Here is a 26,964-nt window from a genome sequence, read left to right on the forward strand (position 1 = left end):
TTTCCCATCACGTAAGTGAGTAAGATCCCTAGAAGATGACTAGGTAGATAGGTCAGAGATGGAAGCATGGCGACATGTGGAGTTGACTGATACTAATCGATCGAGGACTTAACCACAAATGAACAACTGGTCGATATTCGGCTTTCTTGACATCAATTCTTTATCTAGTTTTGAAGGAACAATCCTTCAATTGAATATTCGTCTGGTGATTATGGCGAAGAGGTCACACCCGTTCCCATGCCGAACACGGAAGTTAAGCTCTTCAGCGCCAATGGTAGTTGGGGGATCTCCCCCTGTGAGAGTAGGACGTCGCCAGGCAATATGTGAAAGAGTAGCCCGTTGTGGTTACTCTTTTTTTGATTTTGTATATTTGATTTTTCGGATCGGTGTTGGGGAATGACGCATAAAATGAAAAAATGACGCATAAACGGTTAAAAGTGACGCAATAAATCGTAAAATGACGCATAAATGTTAAAAGTGACGCAATAAATCGTAAAACGACGCAAATAGGTTCCGAAACGACGCAATAATTTAAGATTGACCGTTTTAATAGCTGAATATGGAGGCCATTTTTATGAATTTCCTTCTTCCAATACAGATATCCAATGAAAATTGGCCGCAAGTGTTCAATCAAAGGATGAAACGAGACTGATTCTATCAAACTTACACATAAATTCGCCTGATAAGTCATGACTTATCAATGTTCTATAAGTATGTTCAATACTTCACAAAAACTAACTAACTAACTAACTAACTAACTAACTAACTAACTAACTAACTAACTAACCATCCAACCAACCAACCACAACCCCAAAACCATACCCAACCAAGCACATCGCTTTTCTTCCAAATGAATTCCTTTTATACTATACACAAGATCAAAAGGAGGTCATTCAAATGATAACTACCAACATGCGTGAACAGTACAATGAATATATCGCTATATTTAAACAGAATGCATCTCAGGACGTACAGGATAAAATGGGGAAAGCCATTGATGAGCTGGAGAATTCAGACGAGGGTAAGGGTCTTCGTGTCGGTGAGAAGGCACCAAACTTCACCTTACCGGGTGCGGCAGAGAAAGAAGTTCAACTGGTGGATGTGTTGAAAGAAGGTCCAGTGATCCTGACGTTCTATCGTGGCGGATGGTGCCCATATTGCAATATGGAGCTGCGTGCGTATCAACAGCTAATGGACGACATTAAAGAAGCAGGTGCAAAACTGATTGCAATCAGTCCGCAAACTCCCGATGCTTCTCTTTCAACACAAGAAAAGAATGAGCTGGATTATTTCGTCCTAAGTGATGAAGGAAACAAAGTAGCAGATGAATACAATCTTGTGTATAAGCTTCCTCCTTACTTAGTGGAGATCTACAAAGAAAAAGGTCTGGATCTGGAGAAAGCGAATGATAGTGATTCATGGACGCTTCCTGTTTCTGCGACGTACATCATTAAGCAGGATGGGACCATTGCTTACGAATATACGAAGGCAGATTATAAGGATCGTGTTGAGCCTTCTGAGGTTGTCGACAAGCTAAAATCGCTATAATCCAGAACAGAGGAAAACGGCTTTCTGATTGGGATTTTTACCATCAGAAAGCCGTTTTGTGTTTTAATGTAATTAAAAGAGGAAAGATACATAGTAAGGCTTCTGATTTTCTAAAAATTGTCATCTGAAATTCATTAGTCATTTTTCTTGAAGTGGTTCATATTATGCCTTTTTTCTAGTAAAATAGGAACTTAATTTGAGCAAACTACAAGGAGTAGTGGAGAGAGGAGCATCTTGGTGTTAGACAATAGTTTTGTAATGGTAGCGATTATATTGATGATCAATGTTGTATACGTGTCCTTTTTTACAATCAGAATGATTTTGACGTTAAAGGGTTATCGATATATTGCGGCTTTTGTGAGTACATTCGAGGTCGTCATTTATGTTGTTGGTCTTGGGCTGGTGCTGGACAATTTGAATGAGATCCAGAACTTGATTGCGTATGCTGTCGGGTATGGTCTTGGTGTCATTGTCGGGATGAAAATCGAGGAGAAGCTGGCTCTTGGATATATCACCGTGAACGTGATTACGAAGGAATATGATAAGGCTCTCCCGAATGAGCTACGTGCCCGGGGATACGGGGTGACAAACTGGGAGGCGAATGGACTGGAAGGGAACCGGATGGCCCTGCAGATCCTGACTCCGAGAAAGTATGAGATGAAGCTGTATGATACAATTAAAGAGCTTGATCCGAAAGCTTTCATCATTGCATATGAACCGAAAGCGATTCACGGAGGGTTCTGGGTGAAGACTGTCCGAAATATTCGTAAAGGAAAATTAAAAGAATGAGTAAAAAGAAATTATTATTTGAAGTACAAGACAAAGAAACGATTGCAGACTGCTTGGATCGTATGAAGGAAATGGGATATACGCCGGTCAGACGGATGGAAAAGCCCGTTTTTGAAGAGCAGAAAGAAGGAAAGAAAACGGAATATGTTCCTATTAGGCAAGCTATTGTGTTTGAAGGAAAAAAGATTGAAGAGTAAACGCTTCAAATCCGAACATTAATTTTCAGACTTTTATTATCGTTCGATTATTCGTTGACAGAGTCTCTTTATCACGTTATGATGGAGACAAATAAACCGAATACCCTCATATAATAATGGGAATATGGCCCATGAGTCTCTACCTGACTACCGTAAATGGTCGGACTATGAGGGAAAGTAGATGTCTGGATACGGATTTCAGGTTATATACCTTACCTGATAAAGAGGCCCATTCTCTGTAAAATACCCAGATCAATTGCTTTCTCTCCGAGTGTAGAGAACAATTGATCTGGGTATTTTTTGTTAACGGGGATTCGGATAAATTACGGGAGGTGCCTGTCACCATTATGATATCAGTAATCATGGGAAGTACATCGGACTGGGAAACAATGAAGCATGCATGTGAGGAATTGGAAGAGTTAGAGATTCCGTTTGAGAAACGTGTTGTATCGGCTCACAGGACGCCTGATTATATGTTTGAATTTGCGGAAGGTGCCAGAGGCCGTGGAGTGAAAGTTATTATCGCAGGTGCAGGCGGAGCTGCTCATTTACCTGGAATGGTGGCTGCGAAGACGACGCTGCCTGTAATTGGAGTTCCTGTACAGTCTAAGGCTCTAAACGGAATGGATTCGTTGCTATCGATCGTGCAGATGCCAGGTGGTGTCCCAGTTGCAACAGTGGCGATAGGGAAGGCAGGAGCGACGAATGCTGGTTTACTTGCCGCACAGATACTTTCGATTGAAGATACAGAGTTGGCATCTGCTTTGGAGTATAGACGGGAAGCTCTACGGGAAAAAGTGATGGAAAGCAGTGATGACCTTGAATAGGAAGACGATTTTACCAGGACAGATGATTGGGATCATTGGCGGAGGTCAGCTAGGTCGGATGATGGCCCTTTCTGCGAAACAAAATGGCTTTCGGGTGGCCGTTTTGGATCCTTCGCCCGATTCACCATGTGCCCAAGTAGCAGATCTTGTAATCACGGCTGGCTTTGACCAGTATGACGCCTTATACAGACTGGCGGAAGAGTGCGACGTGATTACATATGAATTTGAAAATATCGATTACGATGCGCTGAAATGGTTGTCTGAACGAGCCTATTTACCTCAAGGGGCGGAATTGATTCGCATTACTCAGGACCGGATTATGGAAAAAGAAGCCCTAACGCTTGCAGGGGTGAAAGTCGCTCCATATGCTGTGATTAAACAACAGCAGGATATCTGTGATAATATAGAAAAGCTTGACTATCCAGTGGTTTTGAAAACATCAAGGGGCGGTTATGACGGGAAAGGGCAGTATGTGATCCGTAAAGAGGGCGATATTGAAGTAGCCACTGAATTATTGGAGAACGGCCCGTGTGTGTTAGAGAAATGGATTCCTTTTGACAAAGAGTTATCCGTCATCGTGACGCGGAATCCTGATGGACAGCATACCAACTTCCCAGTAGTGGAAAATATTCATGTGGACAACATTTTACATGAAACGATTGCGCCGGCTAGAGTGAGTGAAGAAGTAGCAGATAAAGCGATCGAGATGGCGAAGAGAATCAGTGAGACGCTTGACCTTGTTGGAACGCTTGCAATTGAAATGTTCCTTACAGAGGAAGGAGACATTTATATCAATGAACTGGCTCCAAGGCCTCATAATTCCGGGCATTATTCAATCGAAGCATGTGACTTCTCTCAATTCGCCCAACATGTTAAAGCGGTGTGCAACTGGCCACTTGTTCAACCTACCTTATTAAAGAACGCTGTGATGGTTAATCTATTAGGAGAGCATATAGAGCCAATTATGAAGGCTCTTCCAAAGCATCCAGACTGGTTCATTCATCTATACGGGAAGGATATACCGAAGCCGAAACGGAAGATGGGGCATGTCACTCTTTTAACAAACGATGTGGAAGAGACGTTGACTAGCATAGCTCGCGCTGGAATTTGGAAGGTGCAAGAAAAGATCGGAGGACGACTAGTATGATAGAACGTTATACACGCCCTGAAATGGGAGCTATTTGGACAGAGGAAAATCGGTTTCAAGCTTGGCTTGAAGTAGAAATCTTGGCTTGTGAAGCATGGGCTGAAATCGGGGATATTCCGAAAGAAGATGTTGCGAAGATCCGTGAGAACGCAGGGTTCAATGTGGAACGCATTAATGAAATCGAAGAAGAAACGCGCCACGACGTGGTAGCCTTCACAAGAGCAGTATCTGAAACCCTTGGAGATGAAAGAAAATGGGTTCATTACGGACTGACCTCAACAGACGTTGTGGATACAGCCCTTTCTTATCAATTAAAGCAGGCCAACGACATCATTCTGAAAGACTTGGAACGATTCGTAGAAATCTTAAAGAACAAGGCGATTGAACACAAACATACGGTCATGATGGGTCGTACACACGGCGTTCATGCTGAACCGACTACTTTCGGTTTGAAACTTGCCCTTTGGTATGAAGAGATGAAGCGTAACGTAGAGCGATTCAAAGCAGCGGCTGATGGAGTAGAATTCGGAAAAATTTCCGGTGCTGTTGGAACGTATGCGAATATTGATCCATTTGTCGAGTCCTATGTGTGTGAAAGGCTAGGCATTAAGCCGGCTCCTGTTTCAACACAAACATTGCAACGTGATCGTCACGCTCATTATATGGGGACACTTGCACTGATTGCGACTTCTATCGAGAAGTTTTCCGTTGAGGTCCGCGGTTTGCAGAAGAGTGAAACACGTGAAGTGGAAGAGTTCTTTGCAAAAGGTCAAAAAGGATCATCGGCTATGCCTCATAAGCGTAATCCGATCGGTTCTGAGAACATGACAGGGATGGCGCGTGTGATCAGAGGGTACATGCTGACAGCGTATGAGAATGTGCCACTTTGGCATGAGCGTGATATCTCTCACTCATCTGCAGAACGTGTAATCCTGCCTGATGCAACGATTGCGCTTAACTACATGCTGAATCGTTTCGGAAATATCATCAAGAACTTAACGGTATTCCCTGAGAATATGCAGCGCAACATGGATCGTACACTTGGTTTGATCTACTCCCAACGTGTTCTTCTCGCCCTTATTGATAAAGGCATGACCCGTGAAGAAGCGTACGATACGGTTCAGCCGAAAGCAATGGAGGCGTGGGAGAAGCAAGTGGCCTTCCGTTCTCTGATTGAAGAGGATGCAACCATCACGTCCAAGCTTTCACCGGCTGACATTGATGATTGTTTCGATTACAACTATCACTTAAAACATGTAGATACCATTTTTGAACGTTGTGGCTTAGTAGAATAAGCCCTTCTGATAAAAGAATAGGGCAGGGGTTTTAGCAGAATCCCTTCCTTTTTTTATGAAAATATAGACTGAAGATTAGCAATATTCAGTAACTAGGGGGATTTCACATGGAAAAAGGAACGCTTTTATATGAAGGGAAAGCGAAGCAAATCTTCGAAACGAGTGATGAAGAGGTTGTCTGGATTCAGTATAAGAATTCTGCCACTGCTTTCAATGGGGAGAAGAAAGCGGATATCGACGGCAAAGGGGTATTAAATAATAAGATTTCGAGCTTGCTATTTTCAAAGCTCGCTGAAAAAGGAATAAAGAGTCATTTTATTAAACAGTTATCCGATGATGAGCAGCTGGTCAAACGTGTAGGAATCATTCCGATTGAAGTCGTGGTTCGGAACGTGATCGCAGGCAGCCTATCAAAACGACTTGGGAAAGAAGAAGGAACCCCTCTTCAAAAGCCGATCATCGAATTTTACTATAAGGACGATGACCTTGGAGATCCGCTCATAACGGATGATCATATTGATTTCCTGGAGATTGCTTCACGGGAAGAGCGCGCCGAGATAAGAGATATGGCACTTGAGGTGAATGATGTCCTTCAAGGGATTTTTCAAGAAGCGGGCGTCACACTTGTCGATTTTAAATTAGAGTTTGGGAAAGATCGTGACGGTGCCATTTTGTTAGGGGATGAAATTTCACCAGACACTTGCAGGTTATGGGATGCGGCAACGAACCAAAAGCTTGATAAAGATGTTTTCAGAAGAGATATAGGTAGTTTAACAGAAGTATACTCTATTATTTTAGAACGCTTAGGAGGAAACAAGCTATGTACAAAGTAAAAGTTTATATCACATTAAGAGAAAGTGTATTAGACCCTCAAGGTAGTGTTGTGAAACAAGCGTTGCATTCAATGGAATTTAAAGCGGTTGAAGATGTGCGCGTAGGAAAGTATATGGAGCTTACTCTTCCATCAACTGTTGAAAACGTTGAAGCGACAGTCGAAGAAATGTGTCATCGACTACTTGCCAACCCTGTTATCGAGGATTACCGATATGAAATCGAGGAGAGTGTCGCTCAATGAAGTTTGCAGTGATTGTATTCCCAGGTTCTAACTGTGACATCGATATGTACCATGCGATCAAAGACGAAATCGGTGAAGAAGTTGAATACGTATGGCACGATGCAGATAATCTGGAAAACTATGATGGGATTCTATTACCAGGGGGATTCTCTTACGGGGATTACCTTCGCTCAGGAGCGATTGCCCGTTTCTCGAACGTCATGAAAGAGGTTGTGAAGGCGGCAGAGCAAGGAAAACCGGTTCTTGGCGTATGCAACGGATTTCAGGTATTACTCGAGACAGGGTTATTGCCGGGAGCCATGCGCCGGAATGATAGCTTGAAGTTCATTTGCAAAACGGTGCCGTTAAGGGTTGAGAATAATGAAACGATGTTTACAAATGGCTATGAAAAGAATGACGTGATTCAGATTCCGATCGCCCATGGTGAAGGAAATTACTTCTGTGATGAAGAAACCATGATCACTTTACGTGAAAACAATCAAATTGTATTCACATATACCGATGAAAATCCGAACGGAAGCGTTGAAAACATTGCAGGGATTACAAATAAAGCAGGAAATGTCCTCGGGATGATGCCTCACCCTGAGCGGGCAATGGACACTTTACTAGGTAGTGAAGACGGGAAGAAACTATTTCAATCGATTGTGAAACACTGGAGGGAAAAACATGTCGTTAATGCTTGAACCAACTTCAACAAAAGTGAAAGAAGAGAAGCTTTATCGTGAGATGGGTTTAACAGACGAAGAATTTTCAATGGTGGAAAACATTCTGGGAAGAACACCGAACTATACGGAGACTGGTCTTTTCTCTGTTATGTGGTCAGAGCATTGCAGCTATAAAAATTCGAAGCCTGTACTGATGAAATTTCCAACCACAGGTGAACGGGTTCTTCAAGGACCTGGAGAAGGAGCTGGAATTGTTGACATTGGCGATGATCAAGCAGTGGTGTTCAAAATCGAGAGTCACAATCATCCATCAGCGATCGAGCCCTATCAAGGAGCGGCAACAGGTGTTGGGGGTATTATACGAGACGTATTCTCGATGGGGGCTAGACCTGTTGCACTCCTCAACTCTTTACGCTTTGGAGAGTTGGATTCTCCTCGTGTTCAGTATCTATTTAAAGAAGTCGTAGCAGGAATCGCAGGATACGGAAATTGTATCGGAATTCCAACGGTCGGAGGGGAAGTTCAGTTTGATGCTTCTTACGAAGGAAACCCTCTTGTCAATGCTATGTGTGTTGGATTGATCGATCATAAAGATATTAAAAAGGGCCAGGCTCATGGTGTTGGAAACACAGTCATGTATGTAGGAGCGAAAACGGGTCGTGACGGCATTCACGGAGCTACTTTCGCATCCGAGGAATTAAATGAAGGATCAGAAGAGAAGCGTCCAGCAGTTCAAGTCGGAGATCCATTCATGGAAAAATTACTTCTTGAAGCGTGTCTGGAACTAGTTCAGAACGATGCTCTTGTTGGTATTCAGGATATGGGAGCGGCTGGTCTTACAAGTTCATCTGCTGAAATGGCAAGTAAAGCGGGATCTGGAATCGAAATGAATCTTGATCTTGTACCACAGCGTGAAAGAGGGATGACTGCTTATGAAATGATGCTCTCAGAATCCCAAGAGCGTATGCTGATCGTCGTTGAAAAAGGCAGGGAACAAGAGATTGTCGATTTATTTTCCAAATATGACTTAGAAGCGGTTTCAATTGGTAAGGTAACAGATGATAAGCGTCTTCGTCTGCTTCACAACGGAGAGGTTGTGTCGGATGTGCCGGTTGATGCACTGGCTGAGGAAGCGCCTGTTTATAACAAGCCTTCTCAAGAAGCGGCGTATTATAAAGAGTTTCAAGCAATGGAGACGCCTGCCCCTAAGGTAGAGGATTACAAAGAAACACTTAAAGCTTTATTGCAGCAGCCGACGATCGCAAGTAAAGAATGGGTATACGATCAATATGATCATCAAGTACGAACAAGTACCGTAGTGAGTCCAGGTTCAGATGCAGCGGTTGTCCGCGTACGTGGTACACGAAAAGCCCTTGCTATGACCACGGATTGTAATTCCCGTTACCTTTACTTAGACCCTGAAGTCGGAGGAAAGATCGCAGTAGCAGAGGCAGCGCGTAATATTGTTTGTTCAGGAGCGATTCCACTTGCGATTACAGACTGCTTAAACTTCGGAAATCCTGAGAAGCCGGAAATCTTCTGGCAGATTGAAAAGTCCGTTGACGGAATGAGTGAAGCTTGCCGTGAGCTGTCCACTCCGGTCATCGGTGGAAATGTTTCCTTGTACAACGAATCGATGGGTACTGCCATATATCCAACGCCTGTTGTAGGAATGGTTGGTTTGATTGAAGACCTCGATCACATTACGACACAAAGCTTTAAGGAAGCTGGAGATCATATTTATGTGATTGGTGAAACCCATGAAGAGTTTGGTGGAAGTGAGCTTCAAAAGCTGACAGCAGGAAAGATCTTCGGCAAAGCACCAACAATCGATTTGAAAACGGAGCTTCGCCGTCAAATGCAGCTGTTAGAAGCAATCCAAAAAGGGCTTGTGGCATCTGCACATGATATCGCTGAAGGTGGATTCGCTGTGGCTCTTGCAGAATCAACTTTTGGAACAAAAGGATTGGGAGCGAATGTTCAGGTTTCAGGTGACAACCATGTTACTGACCTATTCAGTGAAACACAATCCAGATTCATCGTTTCAGTCAAACCGGAAAACAAGGATCAATTCGAGAAGCTTGTTCCAGATGCGAAAGCAGTAGGAAATGTAGCAGAACACGGAAAAATTAATGTGGCATCTGGAAAAGATACCATCCTAGAAGCTTTAACAGAAGAATTAGAGTCAGCTTGGAAAGGAGCGATCCCATGCCTGCTGAAATCAAAGGTTTAAACGAAGAGTGTGGAGTATTCAGTATTTGGGGACATCCCAATGCTGCACAAATTACGTATTACGGACTTCATAGCTTGCAGCATAGAGGTCAAGAGGGAACAGGCATCGTCGTGTCAGACGGTGACAAGTTACAATGCTTAAAAGGGGAAGGTCTTGTAACAGAAGTGTTCCAGGAAGGCACGATTGAGAAGTTGGAAGGGAATGCAGCCATCGGACATGTTCGTTATGCCACTGCTGGAGGTGGAGGGTATGAGAATGTTCAGCCTCTCCTTTTCAACTCACAGAATGGAAGCCTTGCTCTTGCCCACAACGGAAATCTAGTTAATGCGAACGCGTTGAAGCATCAGCTTGAAGGACAGGGGAGTATTTTTCAAACAAGTTCAGATACAGAAGTGCTTGCTCATTTGATTAAAAGAAGCGGTTATCTTAACTTGAAAGACAGGGTAAAAAATGCACTGACTATGTTGAAAGGCGCTTATGCATTTGTAGTGATGACAGAAACAGAAATGATGGTGGCACTTGATCCCCACGGTCTGCGCCCACTATCACTCGGTAAGATTGGGGATGCTTACTGCGTTGCGTCTGAAACATGTGCCTTCGATATTGTAGGAGCTGAATTTGTACGGGATATCGAACCGGGGGAGCTTGTGATCATCAATGATGAGGGAATGACCTCAGAACGGTTTAGTTTTTCAGGTGGGAATGCCATGTGCACGATGGAATACGTATACTTCTCAAGACCTGACAGTAATATTCAAGGAATCAATGTTCATTCCGCGAGAAAAAGGATGGGAATTGAACTTGCTAAGGAAGCACCGATTGAAGCGGACGTCGTAACGGGAGTACCCGATTCAAGTATTTCAAGCGCAATCGGTTATGCAGAAGCATCAGGAATTCCGTACGAATTGGGTCTTATTAAGAACCGTTATGTAGGACGCACGTTTATACAACCTTCCCAATCTCTACGTGAGCAGGGTGTGAAGATGAAGCTTTCACCTGTAAGAGGAGTGGTTGAGGGCAAACGTGTCGTCATGGTGGACGATTCCATCGTAAGAGGAACAACGAGCAAGCGGATCGTCACTATGCTAAAGGAAGCGGGAGCGAAAGAGGTTCATGTGTGCATCAGTTCACCACCCATCAAGAATCCTTGCTTCTACGGCATTGATACGTCGACACATGAAGAATTGATCGCTTCTTCCAACTCAGTGGAAGAAATGCGTCAGATCATCGGAGCAGACTCTCTGACTTTCTTGAGTACAGACGGTGTGATAAAAGCGATTGACCGGAATGATTCATCGGAAAACCGCGGTCAATGCATGGCTTGCTTCACAGGAAAGTATCCAACGGAAATCTACCCGGATACACTTCATCCACATGAAAAAGAGTTAGTGAAATAGGGGGAATCATGATGGCAAACGCGTATCGTCAAGCAGGAGTAGATATCGAAGCAGGATACGAATCAGTCGACCGGATTAAAAAGCATGTAAAAAGAACGGCACGTGAAGGAGTTCTAGGTCAACTGGGCAGCTTTGGAGGCATGTTCGATTTATCTTCTTTGAACTTAAAAGAACCCGTCCTCGTTTCGGGCACAGATGGAGTTGGAACAAAGCTGAAGCTTGCCTTCATGGCTGACAAACACGATACGATCGGAATCGACTGTGTGGCCATGTGTGTGAATGACATCGTCGTTCAGGGAGCGGAACCACTGTATTTCTTAGATTATATAGCGACTGGAAAAGCTCTTCCAGAGAAGATAGAAGGTATTGTAAAAGGTATTGCGGACGGATGTGAAATGGCGGGCTGTGCACTGATCGGTGGCGAAACGGCTGAAATGCCAGGTATGTATTCGGAGGATGAATATGATATTGCCGGATTTGCTGTAGGAGCCTGTGAAAAAAAAGAGATTATCACAGGTGAAAAAATTTCTGAAGGAAATGTGTTAGTCGGACTGGGTTCAAGTGGTATACACAGTAATGGGTACTCGTTAGTTCGAAAAGTATTCTTCGAAGATCAGTCGTTTTCTTTGGAAGAATCATTACCTGAACTCGAGAACACACTAAAAGAGGCATTGCTTACACCAACCAGAATTTACGTGAAACCAGTATTAGCCGCACTGAAACAATTCTCGATTCAGGGGATGTCCCATATTACAGGTGGAGGCTTCATTGAGAATATCCCACGGATGCTACCGGAAGATTTACAGGCAGACATAACAGAAGGCAGCTGGGAGATCCCAAGCATATTCACGGCTCTTGAGCATTATGGGGGAATTTCCCGCAGTGAAATGTACAATATTTTCAACATGGGAATTGGATTTGTGTTAGCGGTTGATGAGAGTCAAGCAGAAGACGTTCTTCAATTCTTCAACGAACAGGGTGAAAAAGCCTTTATCATCGGACGTGTGTCCGCTGGAAACGGAGTCCATTTCGTTCGTTGAAATGAAGGGTGAGCATGTCAATAACGGGGGCGAGTCATGAGACAGATGGCCATTTTTGCATCAGGAAGCGGAAGTAATTTTCAAGCACTGGTAGATGCTGTTCAAGCAGGAACACTAAAAGCTAACATTAAACTACTAGTTTGTGACCAGCCGGGCGCATTTGTTATTCACCGCGCTCAATCGGCAGGGATTCCTACTTTCGTTTTCCGAGCAAAAGATTACGAAAACAAGCAGGCATTCGAACAGGAAATCCTAAATGAGATGGCTCATTTGGGTGTTGATTTTATTGTATTAGCAGGGTATATGAGATTGATTGGTCCTACTTTACTGGAAAGCTTCGGAGGTCGGATTGTCAATATTCATCCTTCCCTTCTCCCTTCCTTTCCAGGAAAAGATGCCATCGGACAAGCAATTGAGGGCGGAGTGAAAATCAGCGGGGTCACGATTCACTACGTAGACTCAGGGATGGATACAGGCGAGATCATCGCGCAGGAAATCGTCAGGATCACAACAGGCGAAACCAAACAATCCTTACAGGACAAAATTCAGCACGTCGAACACCACCTATACCCGACTACCCTGAACCACCTCTTCCTCACCACCGGACACTAAAAACCGGTTAGAGGAAAGAGGTTGCTTTATCATGGTAGTGTGATAAAGTGATGAAGGACGGACCTTGGAATTGGGATGTTTAGTGTAAGGGTAGAGTGGTGGTGGAGTGGGTTGGTGTTGTTGGTGATGAGGATTCTATGTAGGTTCACAATTTGGCGCAGTTATTGGGGAAGTGGCCCAATAAATGGTGATTGTGGCCCGATAAATGCAAAAAGTGGCCCAATAAACGTTGAAAGTGGCCCAATAAATGCAAAAAGTGGCCCAAACAAACGCAGAAATCACCGCAACAAACATTAAAAGTAGCGCAAAAAAGCATCAAAACAGCCCAACAACAAAAAAATACACAACCTCATAATCAACCAGCCAAACAGCAGGGTACACTCTCCCTCTTGCAGTAATAAAACCTTCGAATCCATCTCCAATTCAACAAAATAATGGAATAAAATCAGCATAACAGAAGGCAGAGGAGGATCAGACATTGAAAAAGAGAGCATTGATCAGTGTTTCAGATAAAAGCGGAGTCATCGAATTCGCTACAGAATTAAAGGCACTAGGTTACGAAATCATATCGACAGGTGGAACAAAGAAGCTCCTTCTAGAGAATGATGTGGACGTAATGGGAGTTGAAGAGGTAACGGGGTTCCCGGAAATCCTTGAAGGGCGTGTAAAGACCCTTCATCCTTCTATTCATGGTGGACTCCTTGCAAAACGTGGCGAAGAAAGCCATCGCAGACAGCTTCAGGAACAGGGGATCGAAGGCATCGACCTGGTATGTGTCAATCTTTATCCATTCCAACAAACGATTGCAAAGCCGAACGTCGGTGTAGAAGAAGCAATCGAAAATATAGACATCGGTGGTCCGACGATGCTCCGTGCAGCAGCGAAAAACCATCAATATGTAACGGTGGTTGTGGACGCATTAGACTATGATGAAGTGATTACGGGGTTAAAGCTTCAAGGCGAAGTATCATTGGAGAAGCGTCGAAAGCTTGCTGCCAAGGTGTTCCGCCATACAGCTGCTTACGATGCATTCATCGCTGAGTATATGACTGATATTTCCGGTGAAGAAAATCCTGAGCGTTTTACAAGAACTTATGAATTGAAGCAAACGCTCCGCTACGGGGAAAATCCTCATCAACAGGCTTCTTTCTACCGTGCGCCACTCGGTTCTGAATTCTCAGTAGCTATGGCAAGACAGCTTCACGGAAAAGACCTTTCCTATAACAATATCAATGATGCGAATGCGGCCCTTCAAATCGTGAAGGAATTCACGGAACCGGCGGCAGTTGCAGTGAAGCATATGAATCCATGTGGTGTCGGAGTGGGGACGTCAATCAATGAAGCTTTCTCGAAAGCCTATGAAGCGGACTCTACTTCTATCTTTGGTGGAATCGTCGCCTTAAATCGAATGGTCGATGAAGATACGGCGAAGCAACTTCATGAAATTTTCTTGGAGATCGTCATCGCTCCTGCATTCAGTGATGAGGCGTTTGACATCCTTTCAGGCAAGAAGAATATCCGATTATTAACGGTTCCATTTGAATCTACTAATAAGATCGAGCGTAAGTTAACGACGGTTGAAGGTGGCTTGTTGGTTCAAGCGGACGACACGTTCACTCTTGATGATGCAGAACTGAGAGTCGTAACGAAACGGGAACCTACAGAAGCAGAGTGGGCAAGCATGAAGCTTGGCTGGAAAGTCGTGAAACATGTGAAGTCGAATGCCATCGTTGTAACGGATGCACACATGACGGTTGGAGTAGGCGCAGGACAAATGAACCGCGTAGGTGCTGCCAACATTGCCCTTCTTCAGGCAGGAGCAAAAGCAAAAGGAGCCGCCATGGCATCCGATGCATTCTTCCCAATGGATGACACCGTGGAAGCGGCTGCCACAGCGGGTATTACAGCCATCATCCAACCAGGAGGGTCCATCCGTGACGAAGACTCCATCAAAAAAGCCGACGAATACGGCATCACCATGGTCTTAACCGGAATCCGTCATTTTAAGCATTAATCTCTTAGGGACGGACCTCTAAATTCGGAGCAAATCTATAGGTCATGAAACATCCAGACCTTGCAGGAAAAGGAATTCGTCAGTGGATATCTGGGTTGCAGGGGGATTGATAAGAGGTCCGTCCCTCCAGCCAACCATATCTTATATGCATTTCATATACCAACCTCTCCTCATCTAACACACTAAGGAGAGGTTTTCTTAAAAAAGGGGGCTTTTCAAGATGAAAGTACTTGTAATCGGTCGTGGTGGTCGCGAACATGCTATTTGTAAGAAGTTTGCGGAGAGTGAAAGTGTGCAAGAGGTATTTTGTGCACCTGGGAACGCAGGGATTGCAAGCATCGCGACAAATCTTCCGTATAATGAGTCCGATGTGAATGAACTGATAGCATTTGCCAATAAAGAAAACATTGCCTTTACCTTTGTCGGTCCTGAAAACCCATTATTAGATGGCATCGTCAATCGTTTCCAGGAAGAGGGTCTCAAGATATTTGGACCAACGAAAGAAGCAGCCATTATTGAAGGAAGCAAATCGTTCTCTAAAGAATTAATGAAAAAATACAACATCCCAACGGCTAAGTATGAAGTATTCACAAGTGGTGAGAAGGCGATCGATTATGTGAAAGAAGTCGGTGCCCCGATTGTGGTGAAAGCAGATGGACTTGCTGCAGGTAAGGGTGTCGTGGTTGCCGAAACAGAGGCCGAAGCTATTAGCGCATTGGAAGCGATGCTCCTACAAGAGAAATTTGGAGATGCGTCAACCAAAGTCGTAGTGGAAGAGTGTCTTTTTGGGGAAGAATTTTCACTCATGGCTTTTGTGAATGGCGAATCGGTCTATCCGATGGTGATTGCACAGGACCATAAGCGTGCCTTTGATGGAGATCAAGGACCGAATACTGGCGGGATGGGTGCTTATTCTCCTGTTCCTCAAATATCGGACGAAGTTGTCGAAGAAGCGATTTCAACGGTCCTTTATCCAACCGCTCAAGCGATGGTAAAAGAGAATCGTTCCTTTACCGGCATTCTTTATGCAGGTCTAATGCTGACAAGTGATGGGCCAAAGGTCATCGAATTCAATGCAAGATTCGGTGATCCGGAAACGCAAGTAGTGCTGCCACGTTTGACTTCTGACTTCGGTCTCGTCGTGAAGAACATGATCGAAGGGAAGCCGGTGCAATTGCAATGGTCAGAAGACGCGGTTCTTGGTGTCGTACTGGCAGCGGATGGCTATCCAGAAAAATATGAGAAAGGGATTTCCCTGCCCCATCTGAAGGAAACATTAAATGAACAAACCCTTGTATACCATGCTGGAACAGAGCTGAACGATGAAGGAACCCTTGTCTCCAATGGTGGAAGGGTATTGCTGGTTGCGTCCTCTGCACCATCTGTTGCTAAAGCTCAATCTGATGTATATGCAGAATTAGCGAAGATAGAGTGGGAAGGCTTGTTCTACAGAAGAGATATCGGGCAGAAAGCTATCGAACGCGTCTCTTCCTAGATTTACGGACGTACACATAAGCAATGGCAATGATCCCGCCAATTAACGAAAACAACACATAAGACATATCCGTTAAGTACTCCCAAAACATCACAAGCAACTCCTTTTCAATAAATGATCGATCAAGAGTGCCGGGCCATGTCCTTTCTTAGGGACGGACCTCGGCACTTTATAGTTTAAATAGAACCCCAACCCGATAAAAACGCTTAGGACTGGGGAAATGAGGGAGAGGTCCGTCCCTCATTTGCTTAAGAAGGGAGGTCCGTCCCTCTATCGCTTTTGTCCCCGTTTAGTGCTTCTTGGACTTCTTTGTTGGTGAGTTGTTCGGGGTTGAAGTTGGATTCTTTTTTTGTGTTTTTCATCGGGTCTTGGTTGTGCTGGTCTGCTTGATGGTTCTCCGGCTGATGGGTTGATTTGTCGGATTTCAGCATGTCTTTAAAGTTCATCATATCTTTTGCTTTAAAGCCAGCGAACCCGCTGTTTCCTCCATTTTCGTCTCCTGTTTTTTCAAACAGGGCTGTAACTGGGCAGTAGCGAAGAATCCCTTCTCCCACTTTCATGGCACCGATCATGGCCATCACGAGATAAGAATCCCTCCAAGGACGTCTTGCAAGCTTCGATGTGCTCCAGGCGAGAATTGTGAAACCGATGGTGATGCGGATGAGGGCATTGATAATCCCTATGTTTGATGATACTTTCATGTTTAACTCCTCCTTAATAGAAAATTCACATAATTGTTGTAAACCGTTAATGCGTTAAATAGTAAAATATGTTAACATAAAATGAAACTTAAACTAATACCATTCCACTAGAGGAGTGTTCACTTTGGAACAGCGCTACAGATGGAAGAACAAACAACTACGAGAACATGTACAAGTACTGAATGGAGAATTATCTCCAAGCCTTCTGTTGAAGAATGCAACGTACCTTCACTCGACTTTGAAGAAATGGGTGCAAGGCCACATTTGGATTTACCAAGATCGAATTGTATACACAGGTGACCAACTCCCGGATAACATTGAACAATGTGAAATAATGGACTGTGAGTCACAGTACCTCGTGCCCGGATATATAGAACCGCATGTACATCCGTTTCAGCTTTATAATCCCCAATCTTTTTCTAAGTATGCATCCCAAACTGGTACAACGACATTCGTCAATGATAACCTGATGATGTTTTTGCAATTAGAAAAAAAGAAAGCGTTTACTTTATTGAGGGAGTTCAATGAATTGCCTGTCTCAATGTACTGGTGGACACGATTTGACTCTCAAACAGAGATGATGAATGAAGAGGTCACCTTTTCAAATGGTGAAGTGAAATCATGGCTTGAGCATGATTCTGTACTGCAAGGGGGAGAGCTGACTGCCTGGCCGAGACTTCTCCAGGGGGACGACTTGATTCTTCACTGGATGCAGGAAGCCAAGCGGATGGGGAAGATCGTTGAAGGACACCTTCCAGGGGCTTCTGACAAAACGATTGCTAAGCTACGTGTATTAGGAATAGACGGCGATCATGAAGCGATGACAGGGGAAGATGTGTATAAACGCCTGATTCAAGGTCTGACTGTCACATTGCGCCATTCATCGATTAGACCGGATCTGCCTGCACTATTAGATGGACTCAAAGAAAAAGGGATCGATTCATATGATTCCCTCCTGTTCACGACAGATGGGTCCACACCGGGCTTTTACGAAAAAGGTGTATTGGATTTCATGATAAAAATGGCGATCGATAAGGGAATACCTCCGATCGAAGCATATAATATGGCTAGCTATAATGTCGCCAATTACTATCACATCACTCATCTACACGGGATGATCGCTACAGGAAGGGTGGCAAATATTAATTTCCTTTCTGCAAAAGATGACCCGACCCCCGTCTCCGTTCTTTCGAAGGGAACCTGGGTAAGAAGAGAGAGTGAACAAGTAGAGGATTCCACTGTAATCAATTGGAATACAAACGGATTCAAGCCTATGGACCTCGATTGGGAAGTAGGCTACGACGACCTTCAATTCTCCATGCCGTTTGGAATTGAAATGGTGAACGATGTCATTACCAAACCATATTCCATTTCGATTAATCCATCTACTGATATACTTGAGCCAGACCATGATCAATCATTCCTAATGCTCCTGGACCGGAAAGGGAAATGGAGAATCAGTACCTTGATTAAAGGATTCTCGAACGGTGTCATGGGCTTTGCGTCTTCCTATTCAAATACAGGTGATATTATCTTGATTGGAAAGAGTAAACCGGATATGATTGCTGCGTTCAGTCGAATGAAGGAAATAGGCGGCGGAATCGTTCTGACAGAGAACGGTGAAGTCATTCACGAAATCCCACTTCCATTAAGCGGCCTTCTTTCACATAAGGACATGCCGGAACTTATTGAAGAGGAAAAAATACTCAAAGACTTATTGAAAGAAAGAGGTTATCGCTTTCTGGATCCTATTTATACATTGTTGTTTCTCCAGTCCACTCATCTGCCATACATCCGGATGACACAGAAGGGAATCTATGATGTAATGAAGAAAACGGTACTCTTTCCAACGATAATGCGTTAAAATAATAAAGTATAGGATAGTAATAGGGGTGTTAATAAACATGCTGAAAAGAGCTTTGATTATTGCGTTAAGCTCGTTGACACTTGTCGCATGTAGTTCAGATAAAGAGATAAAGAAAGAATCTGATAAAGAAACGGCAACGCACGTTGTAAAAGAAGATACAGGTGTAGAAACGGAAGAAATGAATCAATCCCCCCTAACCGGGATTGCACAGGAGGAAGAGTCTTCTGCTCGGTCGGTAGCCGTTATGGTGAATAATCATCCAAAGGCCCGCCCGCAATCTGGCCTATCGAAAGCCGATATCGTGTATGAAGTGTTAGCTGAAGGGGATATCACACGTTTCTTAGCGATTTTCCAAAGCCAAATGCCTGAAGAGATCGGTCCTGTCCGAAGTGCGAGAGATTATTATATAGAGCTTGCTAAAGGGTATAACAGTCTGTATGTTGCTCACGGATATAGTCCGGAGGCAAAGGAAATGCTGACGGGTGGATTTATCGATAATCTAAATGGTATGCAATACGATGGAACGTTATTTAAACGGGCTAGTTTTCGCAAAGCCCCTCATAATTCTTATATCTCATATAAGCACATCGTTGAGGGAGCAGAGAAGAACGGCTTTGATATGGAGAGCCCGCCTAAATCATTGAACTTCAGTGATAAGGGGAGTACAAGTGGAGAATCAGCGAAATCCATCATGATTTCGTACAGCCAGAATCAGTTATTTAACGTCATGTATGATTTCAATGAAGAAGAGGGTAAATATGAACGTTACTCAGATGGTGAACAGACCATTGATTACGATTCCAAATCCCCTGTTTTAGTAGAAAATCTCTTTATTGTGGAAACGCCACATTCAGTGGTGGACGATTCAGGAAGACGGGACATTGATCTTGAATCCGGTGGGGATGCCTACTTGATTCAAGAGGGGAAGCTAAGGGAAGTACAGTGGAAGAACATGGATGGTCGGATTCTGCCATATGACAATGATAAACCTATAAGCCTGCAAAAAGGATCTACATGGATCAACATCATTCCAAGTTCCCCTGGATTAGCGGGATCTGTTTCATATCAATAATAGATGGAAAAGGAGTCTTTTTAATGCAAATAAATAAATTAAGAGGCAAGGAGCTGGATCAGTTATTCAACGCTGTTCTTTCTCTACAAGATCTTGAAGAATGCTATCGCTTCTTCGATGATCTTTGCACAATTAACGAAATACAATCGCTTGCCCAACGTCTGGAAGTAGCTCGCATGCTTCAGAGTGGGAAGACGTATCATAAGATTGAAACAGAAACGGGAGCAAGCACGGCAACCATTTCCCGCGTGAAGCGTTGCTTGAATTATGGAAACGATACCTATCAGCTTGTATTGGATCGTGTACACCAGGAAGAAAAATAATCGTAGGACCGCTGTCGTCATGATGAGCGGTCTTTGTTTTTTGTCCTGATGTCATCCAGCTCCGGCGGCTAGCCCCTCGAGGTCATAAGTCAACCTGTCCAAAAAGGCAAAAAGCGCCTTTCCGGCCAGTTCGCCTTATGCTTGTCGGGTCTGAGCAAGCCGCCTCCGCTTTTGGTGTCATCCAGCTCCGGCGGCTAGAGGCTCGAGGTCATAAGCTAAACCTGCCAAAAAGGCAAAGAGCGCCTTTCCGTCAGGTTCATCTTATGCTTGTCGCCTCTGGGCGAGCCGCCTCCGCTTTTGATGTAATGCGACTCCCTTCTACACATGATATAATACGTTAGATGGATGTAAGAATGGAGGAACAAAGCATGTATGATGTCCAAAAATGGAGCCATGTATTTAAACTAGATCCGAATAAGACAATCGATGATGGAGATTTAGAGGCAGTATGTGAATCAGGAACAGATGCCATTATGGTAGGGGGAACGGACGGTGTAACCCTTGAAAAGGTTCTTGATTTGATGGCGCGAGTGAGACGATATACGGTTCCTTGTATTCTGGAAGTATCGAATCTGGAGTCAATTACTCCCGGCTTCGATTTATATTTCATTCCTATGGTGATGAACAGTCAGAACATGAACTGGGTCACGGGGTTGCATCACCAGGCAGTGAAAGAATATGGAGAAATCATGAATTGGGATGAAATCCTCGTAGAAGGATATTGTATATTGAACCGTGACTGTAAGGCGGCACAGGTGACCGAAGCCAATACAGATATTTCAAGTGAAGATGCGGCTGCCTACGCCATGATGGCAGAAAGAATGTTCAACCTGCCGATCTTTTATCTGGAGTATAGTGGTACATATGGGGATGTTGAAACCGTGAAAGAGGTAAGGGATTCACTGGAAAACACGACATTATTCTATGGTGGCGGCATAAAAACGGTACAGCAGGCGAAAGAGATGGCTGCTGTATCAGACGTTGTCGTTGTAGGAAATGCTGTATATGAGAACGTGAAAGAAGCATTGAAAACCGTAAAAGCGGTAAAGGGGTAAGGATTAGAACTGGAGGTCCGTCCCTAAATAAGATATAATAGAAACAAAAATATAGAACGTACGTTCGTTATGGTGGTGTGAGAGTATGCAATTTTTGACTGATCGATTGTTGAATGGAATGAATCCCGAGCAGGCGGAAGCTGTGAAAGCGACAGAAGGACCGTTACTGATCATGGCAGGGGCAGGCTCGGGGAAGACGAGAGTTTTGACGCATCGAATTGCGTATTTGATGGTGGAAAAAGGGGTTAACCCATATAATATTTTAGCGATTACCTTTACTAATAAAGCATCAAGAGAGATGAGGGATCGTATTGAAAACATCCTGGGCGGGGCTTCTGAGAATATTTGGATCTCAACCTTCCACAGTATGTGTGTACGGATACTTCGAAGGGATATAGACCGTATCGGGATGAACCGTAACTTTACGATTCTCGATTCCACGGATCAGCAATCGGTCATTAAAGCGATTTTAAAAGCAAAGAACATTGATCCGAAAAAATTCGATCCCCGCTCTCTATTGGGATCGATCAGCTCGGCGAAAAATGAGCTGACGACTCCTGAAGAATTATCCAAGCAGGTAGGGGGATATTACGACCAGGTTGTGTCTGATGTGTACACAGAATATCAGAAGCGGTTACGGAAGAACCAGGCGTTGGATTTTGATGACTTAATCATGACGACGATTCAATTGTTTCAACGCGTACCGGAAGTATTGGAATTTTATCAACGTAAATTTCAATACATCCACGTAGATGAGTACCAGGATACGAACAGAGCGCAGTATATGCTCGTTAAGTTACTGGCTTCCCGTTTTCAGAACCTTTGTGTAGTAGGGGATTCTGATCAATCGATCTATCGCTGGCGCGGTGCAGACATCGCCAACATCCTTTCCTTTGAGAAGGATTATCCGAGAGCAACCGTCATCTTCCTGGAACAGAACTATCGTTCAACGAAGAGAATACTTCAGGCAGCGAATGAAGTGATCCAGAAGAATTCGAATCGTAAACCGAAGAACTTGTGGACGGAAAATCATGACGGTGAGAAGATTTCCTATTTCAGGGCGGATACCGAGCAGACTGAGGCTCAATTCGTCACTGGTAAAATCAAAGAAATGATGGAAAGCGGTAAGCGAAAGTACTCAGATTTCGCGATTCTTTATCGTACAAATGCCCAGTCCCGTGTCATGGAGGAAGTTCTACTTAAATCGAATATAGAATACTCCATCGTCGGCGGCATCAAGTTCTACGATCGGAAAGAGATCAAGGACATACTTGCTTACCTAAGGCTTATTTCTAATCCTGATGATGACATCAGCCTTCAACGTGTTATTAACGTTCCAAAAAGAGGCGTAGGGGCAACTTCTATCGATAAAATCGCCCGTTATGCAGAGGATCATGATATTTCCATGTTCAAGGCGTTGGCAGAAGCTGATTTCATTGGACTGAGCCCTAAGATTACGAAAGCCGTGATTGAATTCATGGAGATGGTGAAAGGTTACACAAGCATGCAGGAATATCTATCAGTCACAGAACTGGTAGAAGAAATACTTGAGAAATCCGGTTATACGGATATGTTAAAAGCGGAAAAATCGATTGAGTCTCAATCCCGACTCGAGAACTTGGACGAGTTCTTGTCTGTAACGAAGAGCTTTGAAGGATCCAATGATGATAAGAGTCTCGTGGCATTTTTAACAGATCTTGCGCTGGTAGCTGATATCGATAAACTTGATGAAGATGATCAGCCGAAGGATTCCGTCATCTTAATGACCCTTCATGCGGCAAAAGGTCTGGAATTTCCTGTTGTATTCCTTATGGGAATGGAGGAAGGGGTATTCCCTCACAGTCGTTCCCTTATGGAAGAGGATGAAATGGAGGAAGAACGCCGCTTAGCTTACGTTGGAATTACACGGGCCGAAGAGCAGCTATTCATGACCAATGCCCAGATGAGAACGCTATTCGGGCAAACGAAAATGAATCCTGTTTCCCGTTTCATTAGTGAAATTCCCGTTGACCTGTTAGATGACGTCATGGCAGAAAAGAAAAGTGCCTTCACGCCATTCGGGAAATCAACGTCTAAATCACCTGCACGCCCTGCCCCCAGAAAGCCTGTTTCCCGACCGGTCCAAACGACAACCGGTGGAGAATCTGTTGCATGGCAAGTGGGGGATAAGGCCCAGCATAAAAAGTGGGGTACAGGAACAGTTGTCAGCGTGAAAGGGTCTGGAGACAGTGTCGAGCTCGATATTGCTTTCCCAAGCCCGATGGGAGTCAAGCGTCTCCTTGCCAAATTTGCTCCAATTGAGAAAGCGTAACATGTCGGAGGGGGGATCCTCCTTTCGACTATGTTTGAATAATTGAACATATAAGCAAGAAAGGGTTGTGGAAATGGATCGACAATCAGCCGAAAAGCGTATAAATGAGTTACATGAACTGTTAAATCAATATAATTATGAATACCATGTCATAGATAAGCCTTCTGTGCCCGATTCAGAGTATGATCAACTTCTTAGGGAACTGATTGGACTAGAAGATGAGTTCCCTGATTTGAAAACATCTGATTCACCTTCAGAGCGCGTGGGTGGAGCCATTCTGGATTCGTTTAAAAAAGTGGAACATAGAACCCAGATGTTAAGCCTTGGGAATGCCTTCAACGAAGAAGATCTGCGTGACTTTGATCGTCGAGTCCGTCAAGCTGTTGGCGAGGACTTCTCTTACGTATGTGAACTGAAAATCGATGGCTTGGCTGTGTCCCTTCGATATGAGGATGGTGTCTTTGTTCAAGGAGCAACAAGAGGGGACGGATCCATAGGAGAAGATATCACATCAAATCTGAAGACGATTCGCTCGATTCCTTTAAAGATTTCTAAACCAATGTCTTTCGAGGTACGTGGGGAAGCCTTTATGCCTAAAGGTTCATTCGAAGCATTAAATAAAATAAAAGAAGAAAAAGAGGAAGAGCCTTTTGCCAACCCTCGGAATGCTGCGGCAGGTTCCCTTCGACAGCTGGATCCGAAAATCGCAGCATCAAGAAATCTTGATATCTTCTTATACGCGTTAGCAGATACAGGGGATACAGGAATCGACTCCCATAGTGAGGGGCTTGACACGTTAGCGCAGCTCGGCTTTAAAACCAATCCGGAACGGAAGAAATGTGCGACAATCGAAGAGGTCCTTGATTATGTAGCGAAATGGACAGATCAACGTCCGAATCTTTCGTATGACATTGATGGAATCGTCATTAAAGTTGACTCTCTTGAACAACAGGAACAGCTCGGAACGACAGCGAAAAGTCCAAGATGGTCGATTGCTTTCAAGTTCCCTGCAGAGGAAGTTGTCACAGTGTTAAAGGACATTGAATTAAGCGTCGGTCGTACCGGTGTGGTTACACCAACGGCCATACTCGAACCTGTACGAGTTGCTGGAACGACGGTTCAAAGGGCCTCTCTTCATAATGAAGATCTAATCAGAGAAAAAGATATTAAAATCGGCGATCATGTTGTCATTAAAAAAGCGGGAGACATCATCCCTGAAGTGGTCAATGTATTAGAAGACAAAAGAACCGGAGAAGAAGAGGAATTCAAGATGCCGACTCATTGTCCAGAGTGCGAAAGTGAACTCGTGAGACTTGAGGGAGAAGTGGCTTTGCGCTGTATCAATCCAAAATGTCCCGCACAAATTCGTGAAGGACTGATTCACTTCGTTTCACGAAACGCTATGAACATCGATGGTCTCGGAGAAAAAGTGATCAGTCAGTTATTCAGGGAAAAATTGATTGAAGATGTCGCAGACTTATATCGATTAGAGCGAGAACAACTCCTTCAGCTTGAGCGAATGGGCGTGAAATCCGTTGATAATTTATTGGAGGCTATTCAGACATCTAAAGGGAATTCCTTGGAGAAACTGTTATTTGGACTTGGAATCCGTCATGTAGGAGCCAAAGCGGCGAAAACATTGTCTCAGGAGTTCGGCACCATGGATCAACTCATGGGAAGAGGCAAAGAAGAGCTGACAAACATAAATGAAATCGGGGATAAAATGGCTGAAGCCATTGTTGCCTATTTCGAAAATGATGAAGTAAAAGAACTCATCCAGGAACTAAAAGGTGCCGGTGTGAACATGGAATACAAAGGGCCAAAGCCGGTTGCAGCAAGTGAAGTCGATTCATATTTCGCTGGTAAAACCATTGTTTTAACGGGGAAGATTGAACAATTAAGCAGGAATGAAGCAAAAGAAAAGATCGAAATGCTCGGTGGGAAAATAACCGGCAGTGTAAGTAAGAAAACCGATCTTGTCATCGCAGGGGAAGAAGCGGGATCCAAGCTTTCGAAAGCCAATGAACTAAACATTGAAGTCTGGGATGAGGACAAGCTGATGGAAGAACTTAACCGATAAGAGGTGTAACGAGTAATGAAAAAAAGGATTTCGGTCGCTCTCTCCGCACTCTTATTAGTAGGAGGCTGTGCTCCGACATTTGAAAAACAGGATCAGGTCGTTCAGGAAAATCAGGATAAAGAGGCGAAGAAAGCCATCATACCAAGTTTCCAGATCTCTAAGGAATATTACAAAACGATGCTTCCCTATGAAACGAGTAAAGCCCGTGGGGTCGTCGTCAATGATTTAGGATCGAGATATGATATTAATGAGATCGAAACGGGCTTACTCCGGATTGCCCAAAATCGTTTCTCGACAGACGAATACTTTTTTAAAGAAGGTCAATTTCTCACAAAGAATACAGTTGATAGCTGGCTTCAAAGAAAGTATACCAGTGAACAGCTGAAGGAGAAAGGGATGCAGGAGTCTGAGAATGTGGGACTAAACCCTGTACAATCAAGCGGAGAGAACGCTCCCATCTATCTGGCTCATGTGATTGAACACAATTACTTAATGAAAAAGGAAGACAACAAGGTACGGCTCGGTGGAGTGGCAATCGCCCTTTCGTTGAATTCAGTGCAGTACGAAACCAATCTTTCTAATGGTACAAGAACCGTAAAAAACATAAGCAACGAAGACTTAAAAGCACAAGGCGCTAAAATCGCAGACGAAGTCCTTAATCGCCTTCGTCAGCAAAAAGAACTCCAAAAGGTTCCAATCATGATCTCACTTTACAAACAGGCACCAAAAGATCAGGTCGTCCCTGGACACTTCTTTGCCTCCACAACCGTGGAACCAAATGAAAATGGCGTTCAAAATTGGGAAGGAATCAATGAAGATTATTATTTATTCCCCTCCCCGGAAGCCCAAGAGAATCATCCGAACGATTACAAAGTATTTAATGAACTGAAAACCGATATCGAAAAGTATTTTCCTGTCTATACGGGTCTGACAGGACAAGCACTGTATCAAAATCAGAAGCTGTCCACCATGAAATTCGAGGTTGCCCTTTCCTTCGAGGGAAAGGCAGAAACCATCGGATTCGCCCAACATCTTTCCAATCTGGTAGGCAAACAGACTCCTGACAACTGGAATGTAGAACTCCTTGTTTCATCGTCCTATGGACCGGAAGCACTGATTGTGAAAAAACCAGGTAGTAAAGAAACCTATTTACACATTTACGAATAGAGAAAAGAGGCTGGGCCAAGGTGTCTTAGCAAAAGGAAATCCGATCGACCATTC

Annotated in this window: 24 protein-coding genes, 2 rRNA genes and 1 riboswitch; of the genes, 24 read left to right on the forward strand and 2 right to left on the reverse strand. The window is 44.0% G+C overall.

Going from position 1 to position 26,964, the window contains the following annotated elements:
* The 17 genes from FGG79_RS12730 to purD all read left to right on the forward strand — a co-directional run.
* Positions 1-116, forward strand: a 23S ribosomal RNA gene (locus tag FGG79_RS12730); the annotation flags it as partial.
* An 85-nt stretch (positions 117-201) separates the two neighbouring features.
* Positions 202-318, forward strand: a 5S ribosomal RNA gene (gene rrf, locus FGG79_RS12735).
* A 582-nt stretch (positions 319-900) separates the two neighbouring features.
* Positions 901-1,548: a peroxiredoxin-like family protein gene (locus FGG79_RS12740; RefSeq protein WP_171050958.1), complete on the forward strand. Its 648-nt coding sequence runs from the start codon at positions 901-903 to the stop codon at positions 1,546-1,548.
* Between the two features lie 237 nt (positions 1,549-1,785).
* On the forward strand, positions 1,786-2,337 hold the full coding sequence (locus FGG79_RS12745; protein WP_138778907.1) for a DUF2179 domain-containing protein: 552 nt from the start codon (positions 1,786-1,788) through the stop codon (positions 2,335-2,337).
* On the forward strand, positions 2,334-2,534 hold the full coding sequence (locus FGG79_RS12750) for an NETI motif-containing protein (protein WP_138778909.1): 201 nt from the start codon (positions 2,334-2,336) through the stop codon (positions 2,532-2,534). Before FGG79_RS12745 ends, FGG79_RS12750 begins: the two co-directional genes overlap by 4 nt.
* Positions 2,535-2,620: 86 nt before the next feature.
* Positions 2,621-2,722, forward strand: a riboswitch (purine riboswitch).
* 159 nt (positions 2,723-2,881) lie between these two features.
* Positions 2,882-3,361 (forward strand): 5-(carboxyamino)imidazole ribonucleotide mutase, encoded by a 480-nt coding sequence (gene purE, locus FGG79_RS12755; RefSeq protein WP_138778911.1) that lies wholly within the window; start codon positions 2,882-2,884, stop codon positions 3,359-3,361.
* Positions 3,348-4,508, forward strand: coding sequence for a 5-(carboxyamino)imidazole ribonucleotide synthase (purK, locus tag FGG79_RS12760; RefSeq protein WP_171050960.1), 1,161 nt, complete (start codon positions 3,348-3,350; stop codon positions 4,506-4,508). The genes purE and purK overlap by 14 nt, the downstream gene beginning before the upstream one ends.
* Positions 4,505-5,803 (forward strand): adenylosuccinate lyase, encoded by a 1,299-nt coding sequence (gene purB, locus FGG79_RS12765; protein WP_138778916.1) that lies wholly within the window; start codon positions 4,505-4,507, stop codon positions 5,801-5,803. Before purK ends, purB begins: the two co-directional genes overlap by 4 nt.
* 107 nt (positions 5,804-5,910) lie before the next feature.
* A complete protein-coding gene (gene purC / locus FGG79_RS12770; RefSeq protein WP_138778918.1) occupies positions 5,911-6,636 on the forward strand; it encodes a phosphoribosylaminoimidazolesuccinocarboxamide synthase in 726 nt (241 codons plus the stop codon).
* Positions 6,624-6,878 (forward strand): phosphoribosylformylglycinamidine synthase subunit PurS, encoded by a 255-nt coding sequence (purS, locus tag FGG79_RS12775; RefSeq protein ID WP_138778920.1) that lies wholly within the window; start codon positions 6,624-6,626, stop codon positions 6,876-6,878. Before purC ends, purS begins: the two co-directional genes overlap by 13 nt.
* Positions 6,875-7,561, forward strand: a complete 687-nt coding sequence (gene purQ / locus FGG79_RS12780) for a phosphoribosylformylglycinamidine synthase subunit PurQ (protein WP_138778922.1) — start codon at positions 6,875-6,877, stop codon at positions 7,559-7,561. Before purS ends, purQ begins: the two co-directional genes overlap by 4 nt.
* On the forward strand, positions 7,545-9,776 hold the full coding sequence (purL, locus tag FGG79_RS12785; protein WP_138778924.1) for a phosphoribosylformylglycinamidine synthase subunit PurL: 2,232 nt from the start codon (positions 7,545-7,547) through the stop codon (positions 9,774-9,776). Before purQ ends, purL begins: the two co-directional genes overlap by 17 nt.
* Positions 9,752-11,173, forward strand: a complete 1,422-nt coding sequence (gene purF, locus FGG79_RS12790) for an amidophosphoribosyltransferase (RefSeq protein WP_138778926.1) — start codon at positions 9,752-9,754, stop codon at positions 11,171-11,173. Before purL ends, purF begins: the two co-directional genes overlap by 25 nt.
* An 11-nt stretch (positions 11,174-11,184) precedes the next feature.
* On the forward strand, positions 11,185-12,213 hold the full coding sequence (gene purM / locus FGG79_RS12795) for a phosphoribosylformylglycinamidine cyclo-ligase (RefSeq protein WP_138778928.1): 1,029 nt from the start codon (positions 11,185-11,187) through the stop codon (positions 12,211-12,213).
* Positions 12,214-12,249: 36 nt separating this feature from the next.
* Positions 12,250-12,825, forward strand: coding sequence for a phosphoribosylglycinamide formyltransferase (purN, locus tag FGG79_RS12800; protein ID WP_138778930.1), 576 nt, complete (start codon positions 12,250-12,252; stop codon positions 12,823-12,825).
* A 478-nt stretch (positions 12,826-13,303) separates the two neighbouring features.
* Positions 13,304-14,839 (forward strand): bifunctional phosphoribosylaminoimidazolecarboxamide formyltransferase/IMP cyclohydrolase, encoded by a 1,536-nt coding sequence (gene purH / locus FGG79_RS12805; protein ID WP_138778932.1) that lies wholly within the window; start codon positions 13,304-13,306, stop codon positions 14,837-14,839.
* 220 nt (positions 14,840-15,059) lie between these two features.
* Positions 15,060-16,334: a phosphoribosylamine--glycine ligase gene (purD, locus tag FGG79_RS12810; RefSeq protein ID WP_138778934.1), complete on the forward strand. Its 1,275-nt coding sequence runs from the start codon at positions 15,060-15,062 to the stop codon at positions 16,332-16,334.
* On the opposite strand, the gene FGG79_RS22350 is transcribed toward purD, so the two are convergent.
* Together FGG79_RS22350 and FGG79_RS22440 are read right to left on the reverse strand one after the other, a co-directional pair.
* A complete protein-coding gene (locus FGG79_RS22350; RefSeq protein ID WP_346764061.1) occupies positions 16,312-16,425 on the reverse strand; it encodes an EYxxD motif small membrane protein in 114 nt (37 codons plus the stop codon). The two genes, purD and FGG79_RS22350, sit on opposite strands and share 23 nt — an antisense overlap.
* A gap of 157 nt (positions 16,426-16,582) precedes the next feature.
* On the reverse strand, positions 16,583-17,035 hold the full coding sequence (locus tag FGG79_RS22440; RefSeq protein WP_138778936.1) for a YgaP family membrane protein: 453 nt from the start codon (positions 17,033-17,035) through the stop codon (positions 16,583-16,585).
* Positions 17,036-17,159: 124 nt separating this feature from the next.
* Between FGG79_RS22440 and FGG79_RS12820 the strand changes: the two genes are divergently transcribed.
* The 7 genes from FGG79_RS12820 to FGG79_RS12850 all read left to right on the forward strand — a co-directional run bounded on the left by FGG79_RS12820 (position 17,160) and on the right by FGG79_RS12850 (position 26,910).
* Positions 17,160-18,899: an adenine deaminase C-terminal domain-containing protein gene (locus FGG79_RS12820; RefSeq protein ID WP_138778938.1), complete on the forward strand. Its 1,740-nt coding sequence runs from the start codon at positions 17,160-17,162 to the stop codon at positions 18,897-18,899.
* A 40-nt stretch (positions 18,900-18,939) separates the two neighbouring features.
* Positions 18,940-19,974, forward strand: a complete 1,035-nt coding sequence (locus FGG79_RS12825; protein WP_138778941.1) for a DUF3048 domain-containing protein — start codon at positions 18,940-18,942, stop codon at positions 19,972-19,974.
* A gap of 23 nt (positions 19,975-19,997) precedes the next feature.
* Positions 19,998-20,297 carry a YerC/YecD family TrpR-related protein gene (locus tag FGG79_RS12830; protein ID WP_138778942.1) on the forward strand — a complete coding sequence of 100 codons (300 nt, stop codon included), beginning with the start codon at positions 19,998-20,000 and terminating at the stop codon, positions 20,295-20,297.
* Positions 20,298-20,665: 368 nt separating this feature from the next.
* Complete coding sequence (pcrB, locus tag FGG79_RS12835) at positions 20,666-21,352, forward strand: heptaprenylglyceryl phosphate synthase (protein ID WP_138778944.1); 687 nt, start codon at positions 20,666-20,668, stop codon at positions 21,350-21,352.
* Positions 21,353-21,437: 85 nt separating this feature from the next.
* Positions 21,438-23,663 (forward strand): DNA helicase PcrA, encoded by a 2,226-nt coding sequence (gene pcrA, locus FGG79_RS12840; protein ID WP_138778946.1) that lies wholly within the window; start codon positions 21,438-21,440, stop codon positions 23,661-23,663.
* A gap of 73 nt (positions 23,664-23,736) precedes the next feature.
* On the forward strand, positions 23,737-25,743 hold the full coding sequence (ligA, locus tag FGG79_RS12845; RefSeq protein ID WP_138778948.1) for an NAD-dependent DNA ligase LigA: 2,007 nt from the start codon (positions 23,737-23,739) through the stop codon (positions 25,741-25,743).
* 15 nt (positions 25,744-25,758) lie between these two features.
* Positions 25,759-26,910 (forward strand): CamS family sex pheromone protein, encoded by a 1,152-nt coding sequence (locus FGG79_RS12850; RefSeq protein ID WP_138778950.1) that lies wholly within the window; start codon positions 25,759-25,761, stop codon positions 26,908-26,910.
* Positions 26,911-26,964: the final 54 nt, after the last annotated feature.

The sequence above is a fragment of the Bacillus sp. BHET2 genome, assembly GCF_005938125.1.
GTDB lineage: Bacteria > Bacillota > Bacilli > Bacillales > Bacillaceae_B > Rossellomorea.

Excerpts from the sequence above, each read along its gene's own strand:
- FGG79_RS12750 (WP_138778909.1), top strand. The coding sequence starts at position 2,334 with ATGAGTAAAAAGAAATTATTATTTGAAGTACAAGACAAAGAAACGATT.
- purE (WP_138778911.1), top strand. The coding sequence starts at position 2,882 with ATGATATCAGTAATCATGGGAAGTACATCGGACTGGGAAACAATGAAG.
- purK (WP_171050960.1), top strand. The coding sequence starts at position 3,348 with ATGACCTTGAATAGGAAGACGATTTTACCAGGACAGATGATTGGGATC.
- purB (WP_138778916.1), top strand. The coding sequence starts at position 4,505 with ATGATAGAACGTTATACACGCCCTGAAATGGGAGCTATTTGGACAGAG.
- purC (WP_138778918.1), top strand. The coding sequence starts at position 5,911 with ATGGAAAAAGGAACGCTTTTATATGAAGGGAAAGCGAAGCAAATCTTC.
- purS (WP_138778920.1), top strand. The coding sequence starts at position 6,624 with ATGTACAAAGTAAAAGTTTATATCACATTAAGAGAAAGTGTATTAGAC.
- purQ (WP_138778922.1), top strand. The coding sequence starts at position 6,875 with ATGAAGTTTGCAGTGATTGTATTCCCAGGTTCTAACTGTGACATCGAT.
- purL (WP_138778924.1), top strand. The coding sequence starts at position 7,545 with ATGTCGTTAATGCTTGAACCAACTTCAACAAAAGTGAAAGAAGAGAAG.
- purF (WP_138778926.1), top strand. The coding sequence starts at position 9,752 with ATGCCTGCTGAAATCAAAGGTTTAAACGAAGAGTGTGGAGTATTCAGT.
- purM (WP_138778928.1), top strand. The coding sequence starts at position 11,185 with ATGGCAAACGCGTATCGTCAAGCAGGAGTAGATATCGAAGCAGGATAC.
- purN (WP_138778930.1), top strand. The coding sequence starts at position 12,250 with ATGAGACAGATGGCCATTTTTGCATCAGGAAGCGGAAGTAATTTTCAA.
- purD (WP_138778934.1), top strand. The coding sequence starts at position 15,060 with ATGAAAGTACTTGTAATCGGTCGTGGTGGTCGCGAACATGCTATTTGT.
- FGG79_RS22350 (WP_346764061.1), bottom strand. The coding sequence starts at position 16,425 with ATGTTTTGGGAGTACTTAACGGATATGTCTTATGTGTTGTTTTCGTTA.
- FGG79_RS22440 (WP_138778936.1), bottom strand. The coding sequence starts at position 17,035 with ATGAAAGTATCATCAAACATAGGGATTATCAATGCCCTCATCCGCATC.
- FGG79_RS12825 (WP_138778941.1), top strand. The coding sequence starts at position 18,940 with ATGCTGAAAAGAGCTTTGATTATTGCGTTAAGCTCGTTGACACTTGTC.
- FGG79_RS12830 (WP_138778942.1), top strand. The coding sequence starts at position 19,998 with ATGCAAATAAATAAATTAAGAGGCAAGGAGCTGGATCAGTTATTCAAC.
- pcrB (WP_138778944.1), top strand. The coding sequence starts at position 20,666 with ATGTATGATGTCCAAAAATGGAGCCATGTATTTAAACTAGATCCGAAT.
- pcrA (WP_138778946.1), top strand. The coding sequence starts at position 21,438 with ATGCAATTTTTGACTGATCGATTGTTGAATGGAATGAATCCCGAGCAG.
- ligA (WP_138778948.1), top strand. The coding sequence starts at position 23,737 with ATGGATCGACAATCAGCCGAAAAGCGTATAAATGAGTTACATGAACTG.
- FGG79_RS12850 (WP_138778950.1), top strand. The coding sequence starts at position 25,759 with ATGAAAAAAAGGATTTCGGTCGCTCTCTCCGCACTCTTATTAGTAGGA.